This window comes from Pseudomonas vranovensis DSM 16006 (assembly GCF_000425805.1).
Classification (GTDB): domain Bacteria; phylum Pseudomonadota; class Gammaproteobacteria; order Pseudomonadales; family Pseudomonadaceae; genus Aquipseudomonas; species Aquipseudomonas vranovensis.
Genome location: NZ_AUED01000002.1, coordinates 612021 through 625351 on the forward strand (window position 1 = coordinate 612021; position 13331 = coordinate 625351).

The 13331-nt window shown below is 61.1% G+C and carries 13 protein-coding genes; 6 read left to right on the forward strand and 7 right to left on the reverse strand.

Annotation, left to right across the window (positions count from 1 at the left end; genetic code table 11):
• Positions 1–2: 2 nt before the first annotated feature.
• Together H621_RS0106810 and algB are read right to left on the reverse strand one after the other, a co-directional pair.
• Positions 3–1790, reverse strand: a complete 1788-nt coding sequence (locus tag H621_RS0106810; protein WP_028942655.1) for a KinB sensor domain-containing domain — start codon at positions 1788–1790, stop codon at positions 3–5.
• Positions 1787–3133: a sigma-54-dependent response regulator transcription factor AlgB gene (algB, locus tag H621_RS0106815; protein WP_028942656.1), complete on the reverse strand. Its 1347-nt coding sequence runs from the start codon at positions 3131–3133 to the stop codon at positions 1787–1789. Before algB ends, H621_RS0106810 begins: the two co-directional genes overlap by 4 nt.
• Before the next feature lie 208 nt (positions 3134–3341).
• On the opposite strand from algB, the gene H621_RS0106820 reads away from it, so the two are divergent.
• The 6 genes from H621_RS0106820 to H621_RS0106845 all read left to right on the forward strand — a co-directional run bounded on the left by H621_RS0106820 (position 3342) and on the right by H621_RS0106845 (position 8738).
• The gene (locus H621_RS0106820; protein ID WP_051270467.1) at positions 3342–4178 is read left to right on the forward strand and encodes a BON domain-containing protein; all 837 of its coding nucleotides are present in this window, start codon (positions 3342–3344) and stop codon (positions 4176–4178) included.
• 172 nt (positions 4179–4350) lie between these two features.
• Positions 4351–4623 (forward strand): hypothetical protein, encoded by a 273-nt coding sequence (locus H621_RS0106825; protein ID WP_028942658.1) that lies wholly within the window; start codon positions 4351–4353, stop codon positions 4621–4623.
• Positions 4624–4662: 39 nt separating this feature from the next.
• On the forward strand, positions 4663–4827 hold the full coding sequence (locus H621_RS28005; RefSeq protein WP_009401691.1) for a DUF1328 domain-containing protein: 165 nt from the start codon (positions 4663–4665) through the stop codon (positions 4825–4827).
• Between the two features lie 2 nt (positions 4828–4829).
• The gene (locus tag H621_RS0106835) at positions 4830–5300 is read left to right on the forward strand and encodes an inhibitor of vertebrate lysozyme family protein (RefSeq protein WP_028942659.1); all 471 of its coding nucleotides are present in this window, start codon (positions 4830–4832) and stop codon (positions 5298–5300) included.
• A gap of 750 nt (positions 5301–6050) precedes the next feature.
• The gene (gene gltP, locus H621_RS0106840) at positions 6051–7382 is read left to right on the forward strand and encodes a glutamate/aspartate:proton symporter GltP (RefSeq protein WP_028942660.1); all 1332 of its coding nucleotides are present in this window, start codon (positions 6051–6053) and stop codon (positions 7380–7382) included.
• A 126-nt stretch (positions 7383–7508) separates the two neighbouring features.
• Positions 7509–8738 carry a nucleoside recognition domain-containing protein gene (locus tag H621_RS0106845; protein ID WP_028942661.1) on the forward strand — a complete coding sequence of 410 codons (1230 nt, stop codon included), beginning with the start codon at positions 7509–7511 and terminating at the stop codon, positions 8736–8738.
• On the opposite strand, the gene H621_RS0106850 is transcribed toward H621_RS0106845, so the two are convergent.
• The 5 genes from H621_RS0106850 to H621_RS0106870 are packed head-to-tail and all read right to left on the reverse strand — an operon-like array spanning position 8720 to position 13293.
• Entirely contained in the window at positions 8720–9349 is a 630-nt protein-coding gene (locus H621_RS0106850) for an ABC-type transport auxiliary lipoprotein family protein (protein ID WP_028942662.1), read from the reverse strand. The two genes, H621_RS0106845 and H621_RS0106850, sit on opposite strands and share 19 nt — an antisense overlap.
• On the reverse strand, positions 9346–10284 hold the full coding sequence (locus tag H621_RS0106855; RefSeq protein ID WP_028942663.1) for an MlaD family protein: 939 nt from the start codon (positions 10282–10284) through the stop codon (positions 9346–9348). Before H621_RS0106855 ends, H621_RS0106850 begins: the two co-directional genes overlap by 4 nt.
• A gap of 1 nt (position 10285) precedes the next feature.
• Complete coding sequence (locus tag H621_RS0106860; protein WP_371919696.1) at positions 10286–11056, reverse strand: ABC transporter ATP-binding protein; 771 nt, start codon at positions 11054–11056, stop codon at positions 10286–10288.
• A 29-nt stretch (positions 11057–11085) separates the two neighbouring features.
• The gene (locus tag H621_RS0106865; protein ID WP_371919694.1) at positions 11086–12219 is read right to left on the reverse strand and encodes an ABC transporter permease; all 1134 of its coding nucleotides are present in this window, start codon (positions 12217–12219) and stop codon (positions 11086–11088) included.
• Positions 12220–12270: 51 nt separating this feature from the next.
• The gene (locus H621_RS0106870; protein WP_028942666.1) at positions 12271–13293 is read right to left on the reverse strand and encodes a DUF5924 family protein; all 1023 of its coding nucleotides are present in this window, start codon (positions 13291–13293) and stop codon (positions 12271–12273) included.
• Positions 13294–13331: the final 38 nt, after the last annotated feature.

The following is a 13331-nucleotide window of genomic DNA, read 5'->3' on the forward strand; positions in this document are numbered from 1 at the left end:
TCTCAGACGGGCAAGGCCATGTAGAACTGGGTGCCTTGCCCTGGGCGCGAATACACGCCCATGCGTCCGCCGTGCAACTGGACGATTTCCTTGCACAGTGCCAAGCCAAGGCCTGCCCCGCCTTTCTTGCGACCGACCTGGACAAAGGGTTCGAAGATCCGCCCCTGCTGCCCGTAAGCAATGCCTTCGCCATTGTCTTCGATGCTGATAATTACCCGCTCGTCATGGCGCCTGGCGTGCAGGCGAATGTGCCCAGCCGTTGGTGTATGCCGAACGGCGTTGTCGAGTAGATTGTCCATCACACGGTCGAGCTGCAAGGGGTCGGCCTGGATGCGTGGCAGGGGCGTATCCAGTTCGATCTTCAGCTCGATCTGCTTGTCGGCGGCTGGTCCCGCAAAGCGCTCGCATGCACGGGCCAGCAAGTCATCGACGGCGCAGGGGGTCAACTCCAGCTTCTGTTGGCCGCTCTGGTAGCGCGAGAAGTTGAGCAGGTCGTTGATCAACTGGGTCAGACGCTGCATTTCTTCACCGATGGTGTCGAACAGGTCGGTCTCTCGTGATTGCGGTGGGAATTTAAGGCGTTCGCGCAGCAGCCCGAAGGCCATGTGCATCCCCGTGACTGGCGTGCGCAGTTCATGGGAGGCGCGTAGCACAAATTCACTGCGCACCCGCTCGAAGGTTCGCTGTTCGGTGACATCGTGGAGGACCATGACAGCGCCGAGAATCTGCCCGCCGGCATGGCACATGGGCGTCAGGCTGTAGGCCAGCAAGCGCGGTTCTTCATCTATTTCCAGGTTCAGGTCTTCCGGAGGGCGGTCGAGGCTGCCGCCACGCAATACCAGGCGCAGTTGCTCGTCCAGCTCAGGGCGGTTCAGCGCTTCCCCCAGGCCGCTGCCCAGGCGGCTGTCATCCCAGCCCAGCTGGCGTTGGGCAACAGGGTTGATGTGCTCCAGGTGTCCCTGGCGATCGATGATCAGCAGGCCGTCATCAATGCTGTCGAGTACCGCTTGCAGGCGCTGCTGGCCCGCGAGCAGCTCATCGACGTTGGTGGCCTGATGCTTGCGAAGGGCTTCGGCCATCAAGCCGAAACGCCGAGTGAGCTGGTTCATTTCCACGGCCTGGACCACAGGCAGGGTGACGTCAAAATCGCCCTGGCCGATCTGGTCGGCAGCCTTTGCCAGTGCTTCGATGGGTTGGCCAAAGCGCCGGGCAATGCCGTGGGCGGTCACAAACCCCAGGATCAACACGGCCAGGCCCACCAGACCGAGCAGGCTGGAGATCAGCAGGGCGCGGTCATGGGCCTGTTGCTGGCTTTGATTGATGTGCTCCAAGGCGTGCTTGTGGGCGTTGACCAGGTCGGCGCGCAGGGTATTGAAAGCCTGGCCCAGCGGATGGTCGGCGCCCAGGCTGCGCGCCGGTACACTGCTATCGCGAAAGGCCTGGAGATAGTGTTGGTAATGCTGATTGGCCTGGGCAAAACCTTCATTGGCGGCTTTTTCTGCCTCATGGCTGGTGCCCTCGTCGAGCAACTGTTGGAATTGCGCTTGCAGGCGCTCCAATGCCTCGGTATTGGCTGAGTCATCAAGCATCAACGTCAGTTGCTCACCGAGGTTCTGCCGCAGTTTCAAGCCAAGGTCGAGCGTAACGGCATTCTCGCGGATCAATGTCTGTTGTGCGCTGGACATCTGCAGCACGCTGACCAGGCCCAGCAACAAGCCGAACAAGGCCACGGTAATCAGGGCCGAAATGCTGAGAAAAAGCCGCGTGCGCAGCTTCATCGTCCACTTCATAAGTTGTACTGCTTGCGCTTGCGGTACAGAGTCGAGGCGTCGATGCCGAGGGTCTTGGCGGCTTGGTCGAGGGTATCACTGGTTGCCAGCACCGCCCCGATGTGCGCCCGTTCCAGTTCGTCCAGGCTCAGCGCGGCACCAATGCGGGGAGCATTACTGGCCGGCTGCTCGGCCATGCCCAGGTGGCTGACTTCGACCCGCTCCTGGGCACAGATGATGCTGGCCCGCTCGATCACGTTGCGCAGCTCGCGAATGTTGCCCGGCCAGCGGTAGTTGAGCAGCGCTGCACGCGCTTCATCGCTGAAGCCACGGGCCGGGCGTGAGTACTCTTTGACGAAGCGGGCGAGAAAGCGATCGGCCAGGGCCAGGATATCTTCACTGCGTTCGCGCAACGGGGGCAGGTGCAGGGTAATGACGTTAAGGCGATAGAGCAGGTCTTCACGAAAGCGCCCGTCGCGAACCATGTCTTCCAGGTTGAGATTGGTTGCCGCCAGGATGCGCACATCGGCGCGACGGGTCACCGGGTCGCCGACCCGTTCGTATTCCTTGTCCTGAATAAAGCGCAACAGCTTGGGCTGAAGCGGTAGTGGGAAATCGCCGATTTCGTCGAGGAACAAGGTGCCACCATCGGCCTGGTTGACCCGGCCCAAGGTGCTTTCGCTGGCCCCGGTAAAGGCCCCGCGACTATGGCCGAACAACTCGCTTTCCATGAGCTCGGCGGTCAACGAGGGGCAGTTGATGGTCACGCAGGCCTTGCGGGCGCGTTTGCTCCAGCCATGAATGGCCCTGGCCAGCTCGCCCTTGCCGGTACCGGACTCACCGAGAATCAGAATGTTGGCATCGGTACTGGCTACCTGGCGGGCGGTTTCCAGCACCACCATCATGGCCGGGCTGTGCGAGTCCAGGCCATCCTTGGGTTTTCGCACCTCATCTTCCAGTGCTTCCAGGCGCGCAGACAACTGGCGCACTTCAAGCTGCTTGGCAGTGGCCAGGCGCAACTGGTCGGGGCTGCAGGGCTTCACCAGGTAGTCGGCAGCACCGGCCTGGATGGCATCGACTGCAGTGTCGACCGCCGAGTGGGCGGTGACGATCACCACACGCATCCAGGGGGCCTGAATGCGCATCTGCGCCAGCACATCCAGGCCGTTATCCTCGCCCAGGCGCAGATCGAGAAAGCACAGGTCGAAGACCTGGCGTTGCAGCAGGGTTTCAGCCTGGGCGGCGCTGTTGGCGGTGGCCACGCTGTAGCCTTCGTCTTCCAGGCAATAGCGGAAGGTACGCAGGATGGCAGTCTCATCATCGACCAATAGAATGCGGCCTTGATGTTCCTGGGCTGATTCCATTTCCTACGCTCCTTTGAGATTGATCTTGGTTAGTGTCAGAAAAATCGGGCAAGTTGCATGATTCGCTCTGATTCTTTCCTGCCCCTGCATGGTAGCCCTTAGCCTCGTACATATCTAACCGGCTGAATAAAGGGCGGTTGTAGATGCTGCCGGACCTTGGCGCTTCGGATGCGGTCCAATGATTCTCTGGCCTATCGGAGGTTGTCCCATGCCCGTTCCGCATCCCGTGTTAGTCGCCGCTACTGTGCTCTTATTGTTGTCGGTTGCTGCGTCTGCCGCTGAACCACAACCCCCTGCACGGCAGGAGGCGCGGCTGGAAGGCGCGTTGCAAACCGCCCTGGCGCTCAACCGGTTACTCAATCCATTCAAGATCGAGGTCGAGGTGCAGGCAGGAACGGCACGCCTGCAAGGCCAGGTCGAAAACGATGTCGAACGGCAACTCGCCGAGCAAGTGGCGCTGGCGACCCGGGGTATAGACAAAGTGCAGAATGACCTGCAGGTCAATGCCGACCTGGTCGAGCAGCCGCTTGAGCGCCGTGCCTATGCCCAGCGCCTGGAGGACGCGACCCTGGCATCGATCATTCGCGCCCGCTTGCTGTGGAGCACGCGTACCCAAGCATCGCCCATAGAGGTACAAAGCCGTGAAGGTGTGGTCACGCTGCGTGGCCAGGTCAACAGCGCCGAGGCCAAGGAGCTGGCAGGCGTGCTGGCAGGATCAACCGAAGGCGTCTTTCTGGTGAACAACCTGATCAGCCTGAGCGCTGCCGACATGGCCAGGCTGCGAGAAGAGCAGCAGGAGGTCAGGAGTGATCCGCAACTGAGCGACGCCTGGATCAACAACAAGGTCCAGACCAGTTTCATGTATAGCCGCAACCTCGATGGCCCGAACATCAAGGTCGCCACCCAGGATGGCGTGGTCAGGCTGTCGGGTGAAGTGGTCAGCGATGAGCAGAAAACCATCGCGGTCGAGGTTGCCCGACAGATCCGCGGTGTCAGGGGCGTGGATGCAGACATGCTCAAAGTGGCGACCAAGGTGCAGGGCTGATCATGCAAAACGCACGAGGCAACCGGGGCGATCGTGCAGGATACGTCCAATAAATGATCGTCGTTTTTTATAACTAGCTGATAAATAAGTATATTTTTAAACGAGAAAGGATGGCATGCGCTCTGCAATGACTACTGCAAGTCAACAGTAATCGCAGCAGGAGGAGCACGGCATGAACCGCCATCCCGCCACCCTAGTGCAGATATCACCGCTTCAGCTGCGCCAGGGGCTGTTTTTCAGCTTGGCACTGCTGCTGACCCTGATTGCCGGTCAGCTCTATCACAACTGGCAAGTTGCCCAGGATGCCCGGGCCTTTTCCGCCCGCGCCGCCCTGATGGTCAAAGCGCCGACCCCCGCCTCCGCCGTGCTGACGCAAGCAGCGCCCGCTGCAGCCAACGCCGCCACGGTCGAGAGCAGAATCCCCCGTGAACGCTGGGTGTTCTGAGGCAGAGGAACTCTTTCTAAAACGGTAAGGAGAATCACCATGTTGAGCTGGGCTATCACCTTCCTGATTATCGCCATTGTCGCTGCCGTGCTGGGCTTCGGTGGTATCGCCGGCGCCGCTACCGGTATCGCGAAGATCCTCTTCATTGTCTTCCTGGTGCTGTTCGTGGCTTCTTTCTTCTTCGGTCGTCGCGGTAGAGGTTGAACATGAAAGGGACGCTATACAGAGCCCTGGCTACCGCCCTGCTCGTGGGCGGCAGTACAGCGGCAATGGCGGCCAATGATGGCCAGGTCCGGGTCAACCAACTGTTGGCCTCGGACCCCGAATACCGGGAAACCTGGCAAGAGGCTGTCGAAAAAGAGGAGCGCCTGCCCGAGTGGGTGCTCAACCTCAGCGGGGTTTCCGAGCAACAGATGTCCGCCGTGGAGGAAGACGGCGACAAGTACTTGGTCGGCCCGCTCTGCGAGACCGAGCAGAAATGCCTTAACAAGCGGCTGATCGTGGCGTTCAGCTGGGACAAGGATGACGCTTACGGGATGCTGGTCGAGGTTCCCGAGGGCTTGCCGGGCGACAAGTCGCCCACCCGCCATGCCGATTACCGCTGGTTGGGCAAGCCGGACCCAGGCATGCAGCAGTTGCTGAAGGAGCAGCTCAAACGTGATCCGAACTGGTACTGAATGCCGCCGGGCCATTCATGTACATATATAGAAGCTGAACCTTTCGCCGTTTCCAGTTTCTATGATGCGCCCGCCTGAGGAAGGCTGGCGCATGACCAAGGGGCCGGGCTGCTCTGATTGTTTCAGGATCGGAGGGGCCTAGGGGTACAGGGAGTGCCCCCGATGAGGGCCGGGTCAGGTGAAGCAGCAACGGAAGTTTCAGGTCGGGCGACCCGCCTCAGGGGACATGCCTGACCGAGCTTCCGTAGCGCTTTGACTCTCTGTCGACATTCCTTCCTTCAGTTATTCCCTTTTCCTACAAAGTACGTCGACGCATATTTTCGCTCGACCGTATATCTATATTTTTTCGTCGCGTTTCAACCTTCGGATGAAAGCCATTTCACGCATTCGGATTGTCGAACAATGGCCTTTTGCATTCAGGTGGATACGTCCAAATCGGCCGTAATATGGCGCTTTGGCCATCGTCGGAATTCCGAACGAGCCGTTCGCAACCCCTTGGGACGCAAGTTTTGCTGCAGAAATATCATGCCGATTCGGCATAGGGTAGTCGTTTACGGCATTAGACGGGGCACCCTTGCGTGGGAATAGTTGCGCCTTTTTTCGCTGGCCTGAGCGTTCAAACGCTCGCTCGCGGTGACCTTCTACGGAGTCGCCTGCCGATAGCCACCACCGACCATTTTATGCTGGCAATAGCTCTGGGTCGCGGTTGTCAGCCTGGTGCCCGTGTCCACTTCAAGAAAAGGTAACGACATGAAGAAGGCAAAGCTAAGCCTCGCCTGGCAGATCCTCATCGGTCTGGTACTGGGGATTGCAATCGGCGCTTTACTGAATCATTTCAGTGCAGAAAAGGCATGGTGGATCAGTAACGTCCTGCAACCTGCTGGTGACATCTTCATTCGCCTGATCAAGATGATCGTTATCCCGATCGTGATTTCGTCGCTGATCGTGGGTATCGCCGGGGTTGGCGATGCGAAAAAACTGGGCAGCATTGGCCTCAAGACCATCATCTACTTCGAGGTGGTCACCACCATCGCGATCGTGGTCGGCCTGGTTCTGGCCAACCTGTTCCACCCGGGTGCCGGCATCGACATGAGCACGCTGGGTACTGTGGATATCTCCAAGTACCAGGCCACGGCGGCCGAGGTTCAGCATGAGCATGCGTTCATCGAGACCATCCTCAACTTGATCCCATCGAACATCTTCGCAGCGCTGATGCGCGGTGAGATGCTGCCGATCATCTTCTTCTCGGTGCTGTTCGGCCTTGGTTTGTCGAGCCTGCAGGCCGACATCCGCGACCCGCTGGTGAAAACCTTCCAGGGCGTCTCCGAAGCCATGTTCAAGGTCACTCACATGATCATGAACTACGCGCCAATCGGTGTGTTCGCGCTGATCGCCGTGACCGTTGCAAACTTCGGTTTCGCCTCGCTGCTGCCATTGGCCAAGCTGGTATTGCTGGTGTACTTCGCCATCGCCTTCTTCGCCTTCATGGTGCTGGGCCTGATCGCTCGCCTGTTCGGCTTCTCGGTGATCAAGTTGATGCGCATCTTCAAGGATGAGCTGGTGCTGGCCTACTCCACCGCCAGTTCCGAGACCGTGCTGCCGCGTGTGATCGAGAAGATGGAAGCCTACGGTGCGCCGAAAGCCATCTGCAGCTTCGTGGTTCCGACCGGCTACTCGTTCAACCTGGACGGCTCGACCCTGTACCAGAGCATCGCGGCCATCTTCATCGCCCAGCTGTACGGCATTGACCTGTCGCTGAGCCAGCAGCTGCTGCTGGTCCTGACCCTGATGGTCACCTCCAAGGGTATCGCCGGTGTTCCGGGCGTGTCCTTCGTGGTGTTGCTGGCCACCCTGGGCAGTGTCGGCATTCCGCTGGAAGGCCTGGCTTTCATCGCCGGTGTAGACCGCGTGATGGACATGGCGCGTACCGCCCTGAACGTGATCGGCAACGCCCTGGCTGTTCTGGTCATCGCTCGCTGGGAAGGCATGTATGACGATGCCAAGGGCCAGCGCTACTGGAACTCCCTGCCGCACTGGCGCAGCAAAGAAGCTGCACCTGCCGGCAAGACTGCCAACCACTAAGGTGCAGCCTGGCTGAACAAGAAGCCCCGACCTGGTCGGGGCTTTTTGCATTGTGCCCCCGAGGACCGCGCGCCCCCGGGGGGCAGCTGTGGCATCATTTGTCGCAACTTTGTGGGGGAACATCGGATGCTCAACGGCCTTTGGCTTGGTTTTTTCGTGGTCGCGGCCATCTCCGCGCTGGCGCAATGGCTGGTGGGCGGCAACGCCGGAATTTTTGCCGCAATGGTCGAAAGCATCTTTGCCATGGCCAAGCTGTCGGTCGAGGTGATGGTGCTGTTGTTCGGGACCCTGACGCTCTGGCTGGGCTTTCTGAAAATCGCCGAGAAGGCCGGTATCGTCGACTGGCTGGCCAAGATACTCGGCCCCCTGTTCGCCCGGCTGATGCCCGAAGTGCCGCCCGGTCACCCGGCCCTGGGTCTGATCACCCTGAACTTCGCCGCCAACGGCCTGGGCCTGGATAACGCTGCTACGCCTATTGGCCTCAAGGCCATGCGCGCGCTGCAGGAGCTCAACCCCAGCTCGACGACCGCCAGCAACGCGCAGATCCTGTTCCTGGTACTCAACGCCTCGTCCCTGACCCTGCTGCCGGTGACCATCTTCATGTACCGCGCCCAGCAGGGCGCCATGGACCCCACCCTGGTGTTCCTGCCCATTCTGTTGGCCACCAGTGCCTCCACGCTGGTCGGCCTGCTGTCGGTCGCCGTCATGCAGCGCCTGCGCTTGTGGGACCCGGTGGTGCTGGCCTACCTGATACCCGGTGCGCTGCTGCTGGGCAGTTTCATGGCGTTTCTCGGCACCTTGTCGGCCACAGCGCTGGCCGGGCTGTCGTCGATCCTGGGCAACCTGACCTTGTTCGGCCTGATCATGCTGTTCCTGGTGATTGGCGCGTTCAAGCGCGTGAAGGTGTACGAAACCTTCGTGGAGGGCGCCAAGGAGGGCTTTGACGTCGCCAAGAGCCTTCTGCCCTATCTGGTTGCCATGCTCTGCGCGGTCGGCGTACTGCGTGCCTCAGGAGCCCTGGAGCTGAGCCTGGACGGTATCCGTCATGTGGTGGAGTGGCTGGGGATGGATACGCGCTTCGTCGAGGGCCTGCCCACCGCCCTGGTCAAGCCGTTCTCGGGGAGCGCGGCGCGGGCCATGCTGATCGAGACCATGCAGACCCACGGCGTCGACAGCTTCCCAGCCCTGGTGGCGGCGACCATCCAGGGCAGCACCGAAACCACGTTCTACGTGCTGGCAGTGTATTTCGGGGCGGTCGGTATCCAGCGCGCCCGCCATGCGGTGGGCTGCGCCTTGCTGGCCGAGTTCTCCGGGGTGGTGGCGGCCATCTGTGTCTGCTACTGGTTCTTTGCCTGAACCTGGTTGGCCTGGGCCAGCGTCCAGGCCACCAGTTGCATCATCAACTGGTCAGTGGCGCTGCCGAAGCCGTTGACCACTGCCGGTACCTGCTTGTTGGCGAGTGGCTGACGCACTTCAAAGCGCCGGCTGGCGAGAATTCGCTGGGTGCGGCCTTCAACCAGCCGCGCGTCGTAGCGAATCAGCACCTCTAGTCCGTTGGCACTGTATTCGCTCTGAAAGGCCTGCAGCTCCCCTGCCAGCTCATAGTCGGCCTGCAGGTTGCTGTCATCGGCACTGAGCTGCGGCACCCGGCCATCACGCTGGAAGGCGTCGAGCATTCGGTTGCGCAGCAGCAAGGGCGCCGGGTCGCTCCAGCGCGCGCCCTTGTAGGTACTGACCAGGTTGCCTTCCGGGACCACGGCAATTTTCGGGCTGTTGAGCACATCGCTGGCCAGGGGCTTGTTCACCCGCAGCGACCAGTTGACCACCGCACTTTGCGGTGCCGGGCGGCTGGTTTGGGCCGACGGCAGGCGATAGACGTCGGCAGGTTCGGCCTCTGGCAGGATCGAGCAGGCGCTGCCCAGGCTCAACGCTGCAGCCAGGGCCAGGTAGCGGCAGGTACGACTCATGGCGTGAACTCCTTGTTTGTGTCACGGCCGAGCAGGTAGCCGCTGGGGTTGGCTTCCAGGCGCTGGGAAATCGCCTTCAGCGAATTGAGCGTTTCGCGCAGTTCACGAATGGCCGGGGCCAATTGGTTCAGCCCTTGGGCGCCGTCATTCAGGGCTTCGCGGTTGTCATTGAGCAGGCTGTTGATGGTGGCGGTGCTCTGGGCCAGGTTCTGCATGGCCAGCTCTGCGCTGCCGAAGGCTTGCTTGCCCTGGCTGTTGAGCAGGCTATTGGCGTTGCGCATCAGCTCGCTGGTTTGCTGGAGCATGGAACTGGCCTGATTACCGACCTGAGCCAGTTGCTGGATGGCAGTACGGATGTCACCGCGCTGCTCGCTGATGGCTGAAGTGGTCTTCTCCAGGTTGGTCAGGGTCTTGCCCAGGTTGGTGGCGTTGTCTTCGGAAAACAGGGCGTTGGCGTTGTGTACCAGCATGTTGATGTTGGTCAGGAGGTCGCTGCCGTCATCAAGCAGCCGGGCAATGGGTGACGGCGAGGCATAGATCACCGGTAGCTTGCCATCCTTGCCCTTGAGTTCCGGGCTTTGCGGCGTACCGCCGCTGAGCTGGATGAAGGAGGTACCGGTGATGCCGGTCAGGGTCAGTTTGGCTCGGGTGTCTTCCTTCACCGGGGTATCGGCGCTCAGGCGCACTTGCGCCAGTACCCGACGCGGGTCCTTGGGATCAAGGCGCAGGCTGGTGACGTCGCCCACCTTGATGCCGCTGTACTGCACCGAGCTGCCCCGGGACAGCCCGGACACCGCTTCGTTGAACACCACTTCGTAATCCTTGAAGGTGCTGTCGACGCTGGATTTGGTCAGCCACAGGCCGAACAGCATGGCGCCGGTGACCACAATGACCGTGACCAGGCCGATCAGCACGTGATGTGCACGGGTTTCCATCTCAGAGCTCCTTTGCCACTGTGGCGGCCTGATACGCCGCGCGACCACGGGGGCCGTGAAAATATTCGTGAATCCAGGTGTCGTCGGTGTCTTCGACCTGGGCAATGGGACCTGCCACCAGTACTTTCTTCTGCGACAGCACTGCCACTCGGTCAGTGATGGTGTAGAGAGTGTCGAGGTCGTGGGTGATCAGGAACACGCTCAGGCCCAGGGCATCGCGCAGGGTCAGGATCAGTTGGTCGAAGGCCGCCGCGCCGATCGGATCCAGGCCTGCGGTAGGCTCATCGAGAAACAGGATGTCGGGATCAAGGGCCAGGGCCCGGGCCAATGCAGCGCGCTTGACCATGCCGCCGGAGAGTGACGAGGGGTATTTGTCGGCGGCGGAAATCGGCAAGCCGGCCAACGCCAGCTTGACCCCGGCCAAGTGCTCGGCATCGGGCCGGGACAAGCCCGCGTGCTCGATCAATGGCAGGGCGACGTTCTCGGTCACGGTCAATGAAGAGAACAGCGCGCCCTTCTGGAACAGCACGCCAAAGCGGCGTTCGACCTTCGAGCGCTGCTCGTCATTAAGGCCCGTGAGGTCCTGTCCAAATACCTTCACCTGCCCTTCGTTGGGCCGCCGCAAGCCGACAATGCTGCGCAGCAGCACCGACTTGCCACTGCCCGACCCGCCCACCACGGCCAGGATTTCGCCACGGTACAGGTCAAGGTCCAATTGCTCGTGCACGCTCTGGGTGCCGAAGCGGTTGCAGATGCCCCGGGCTTCGATCACTGCCTCGCGGCCGTCGGTGGTTGTCTGACTCACCAGCCCATCTCCATGAAGAACAGTGCGGCTATCGCATCCAGCACGATCACCACGAAAATCGACTGCACCACGCTGGAGGTGGTGTGGGCGCCCACCGACTCGGCACTGCCGCTGACCTTAAACCCTTCCAGACAGCCAATGGCGGCGATCAGGAAGGCAAAGAACGGTGCCTTGGCCAGGCCGACCAGAAAATGCTGCACACCAATATCGCTTTGCAGCAACGACAGGAACATGGCTGGCGAGATATCCAGCGACAGCGCACAAACCACGGCCCCGCCGATGATCCCGCAGATCATTGCCAGGAACGTCAGCAGAGGCAGTGCGATCAGCAGTGCCAATACGCGCGGGACCACCAGCAGCTCTACCGGGTCCAGGCCCAGGGTGCGGATAGCGTCGATCTCTTCGTTGGCCTTCATCGAGCCGATCTGCGCGGTGAAGGCACTGGCGGTGCGGCCGGCCATGAGGATGGCGGTCAGCAGTACGCCGAATTCACGCAGGAACGAGAACGCGACCAGGTCGACGGTGAAGATACTGGCGCCGAACCCGGCCAGTACTGTCGCGCCCAGGAAGGCCACCACGGCACCCACCAGAAAGGTCAGCAAGGCGACAATGGGCGCTGCGTCCAGGCCGGTCTGTTCGATATGGGCGACCACTGCCGTGACGCGCCAGCGCCGGGGCTGGAACAGGCGAAGGAAAATAGTCTGCAGGATCAGGCCGACAAAGCCCAGGATCTGCAGGGTGTCCTGCCAGAGGGTGTCGACCGCGCAGCCGATGCGGCTGAGCAACTGGATGAGTACCGATTGCTCGGGTTGTTTTTCCGGGATGCAGAAATTCTGCACCGAGCAGTAGACCGTCTGCAGCAGGGCGCGGCTGGCTTCGGGCAATTGTGCTGATTCGCTCAGGTGCGACAGGCGTTCGGGCCCCAGCAGTTCGACCAGCAAGGCGGCACCGGCGGTATCGAGCTTGCCCAGCTGGCTGAGGTCGACTTCGGTGTGCTGGTCGTACTGCTCCTTCACGCTGTCGCTGTGCTGCTTGAGTTCGGCGTAGTGGGCCAGGGTCCAGTCACCGACGATCTGCAGGCGTGACGGTGTGCTTGCGGTGTCCAGGGTTGCGCCAGGCGAGTTGATCATAAGCTCCATGCTGTCTGGCGGCGCGGTACTGCGCCGCCACAGAGCATAGCGTTACTGGCTGGCGGTTGCTTGACCATCGTCAATCACACGAAAGCGCAGCACGCCGATGACCTGGCCATCTTCGGTCAGCACCCTCACCTGCCAACGACCCACCGGATTGCCGGGGAAGTTCTGCTTGTGGGTCCAGGCCCGGTAGCCTTCCTTGCGCCCACCATGAATGTCCAGGGCGATGCGATCGACCTCTTTGCCGTCGAACTGCCACACATGGTAGATGCGCTCGTTCAGCCCGCGGGGTGCATTGATGGCGGTAAAGGCGTAGAGGCCGCTGCTGCGGATCTGGCTGGACTTGATCTCGTTTAGGCTCTTGCCGGGGGTACGATTCTCGACCTGGGTACTGACCGCTACTTCTGTCATCCACAAGGTTGCCGGCGGCACCCAGGAGCGCAGCATCCAGCCGCTGGCACCGACCGCCAGGGTCATGACCACCAGCATCACACCGCGTCGCCAATGGCTGATCGGAAAGCTGCTGGCAAGGCTCGGGAACGACAGCAGCATGGCAATACCCAGTGCCAGCTTGAAGCTCTGCGAAGTGGTCAGGTGCAGGATGATCGGTAGCGCGGTGAGCAGCGCGGCGAACAAGGTCAGGGTATGCAGCGCGAGGAACAGCCAGCGTCGCGGGGCCAGCCACTTGTAGTACAGCGGGTCGACGATCGAAATCAGCCCGGCAGCGCCCAGCAGGCCGGTAAACACCAGTTGGCCGCTGTTCCAGGTGGTGGTGACGAAAAAGAACGGGAGGACGAAGAACAGACTCTCCTGGTGGATCATCTGCGTGGCGTAGCGCAGCAGCGGCTGCGGGATCTCGCGCTTGAAGACTTTGGCGAAGAGTTTGGTGAAGGTGTTTTCCAACATCAGCCAGATCCAGCTGATCAGCATGACGATGGCGATCCAGCTCGCCAGACTTTCCTGGCGGTCGACCAGCATGAAACTGGCAATACCGGAGATGAAACCGCCGAGGGCGATTACGCCGGGATAGCGCTTGATCAGCTCGATCAAGCGCTGGAGATACTGAGGCATTAGAGGTGTTCGCAGGGTGAGGTAATAAACGCTTACAG

Bases quoted from the DNA above. Each gene is read 5' to 3' on its own strand.
- H621_RS0106845 (WP_028942661.1), top strand. From the start codon at position 7,509: ATGCTCAACGGCCTTTGGCTTGGTTTTTTCGTGGTCGCGGCCATCTCC.
- H621_RS0106835 (WP_028942659.1), top strand. From the start codon at position 4,830: ATGAAAGGGACGCTATACAGAGCCCTGGCTACCGCCCTGCTCGTGGGC.
- H621_RS0106865 (WP_371919694.1), bottom strand. From the start codon at position 12,219: ATGATCAACTCGCCTGGCGCAACCCTGGACACCGCAAGCACACCGTCA.
- H621_RS0106820 (WP_051270467.1), top strand. From the start codon at position 3,342: ATGCCCGTTCCGCATCCCGTGTTAGTCGCCGCTACTGTGCTCTTATTG.
- gltP (WP_028942660.1), top strand. From the start codon at position 6,051: ATGAAGAAGGCAAAGCTAAGCCTCGCCTGGCAGATCCTCATCGGTCTG.
- H621_RS0106810 (WP_028942655.1), bottom strand. From the start codon at position 1,790: ATGAAGTGGACGATGAAGCTGCGCACGCGGCTTTTTCTCAGCATTTCG.
- H621_RS28005 (WP_009401691.1), top strand. From the start codon at position 4,663: ATGTTGAGCTGGGCTATCACCTTCCTGATTATCGCCATTGTCGCTGCC.
- algB (WP_028942656.1), bottom strand. From the start codon at position 3,133: ATGGAATCAGCCCAGGAACATCAAGGCCGCATTCTATTGGTCGATGAT.
- H621_RS0106850 (WP_028942662.1), bottom strand. From the start codon at position 9,349: ATGAGTCGTACCTGCCGCTACCTGGCCCTGGCTGCAGCGTTGAGCCTG.
- H621_RS0106855 (WP_028942663.1), bottom strand. From the start codon at position 10,284: ATGGAAACCCGTGCACATCACGTGCTGATCGGCCTGGTCACGGTCATT.
- H621_RS0106825 (WP_028942658.1), top strand. From the start codon at position 4,351: ATGAACCGCCATCCCGCCACCCTAGTGCAGATATCACCGCTTCAGCTG.
- H621_RS0106870 (WP_028942666.1), bottom strand. From the start codon at position 13,293: ATGCCTCAGTATCTCCAGCGCTTGATCGAGCTGATCAAGCGCTATCCC.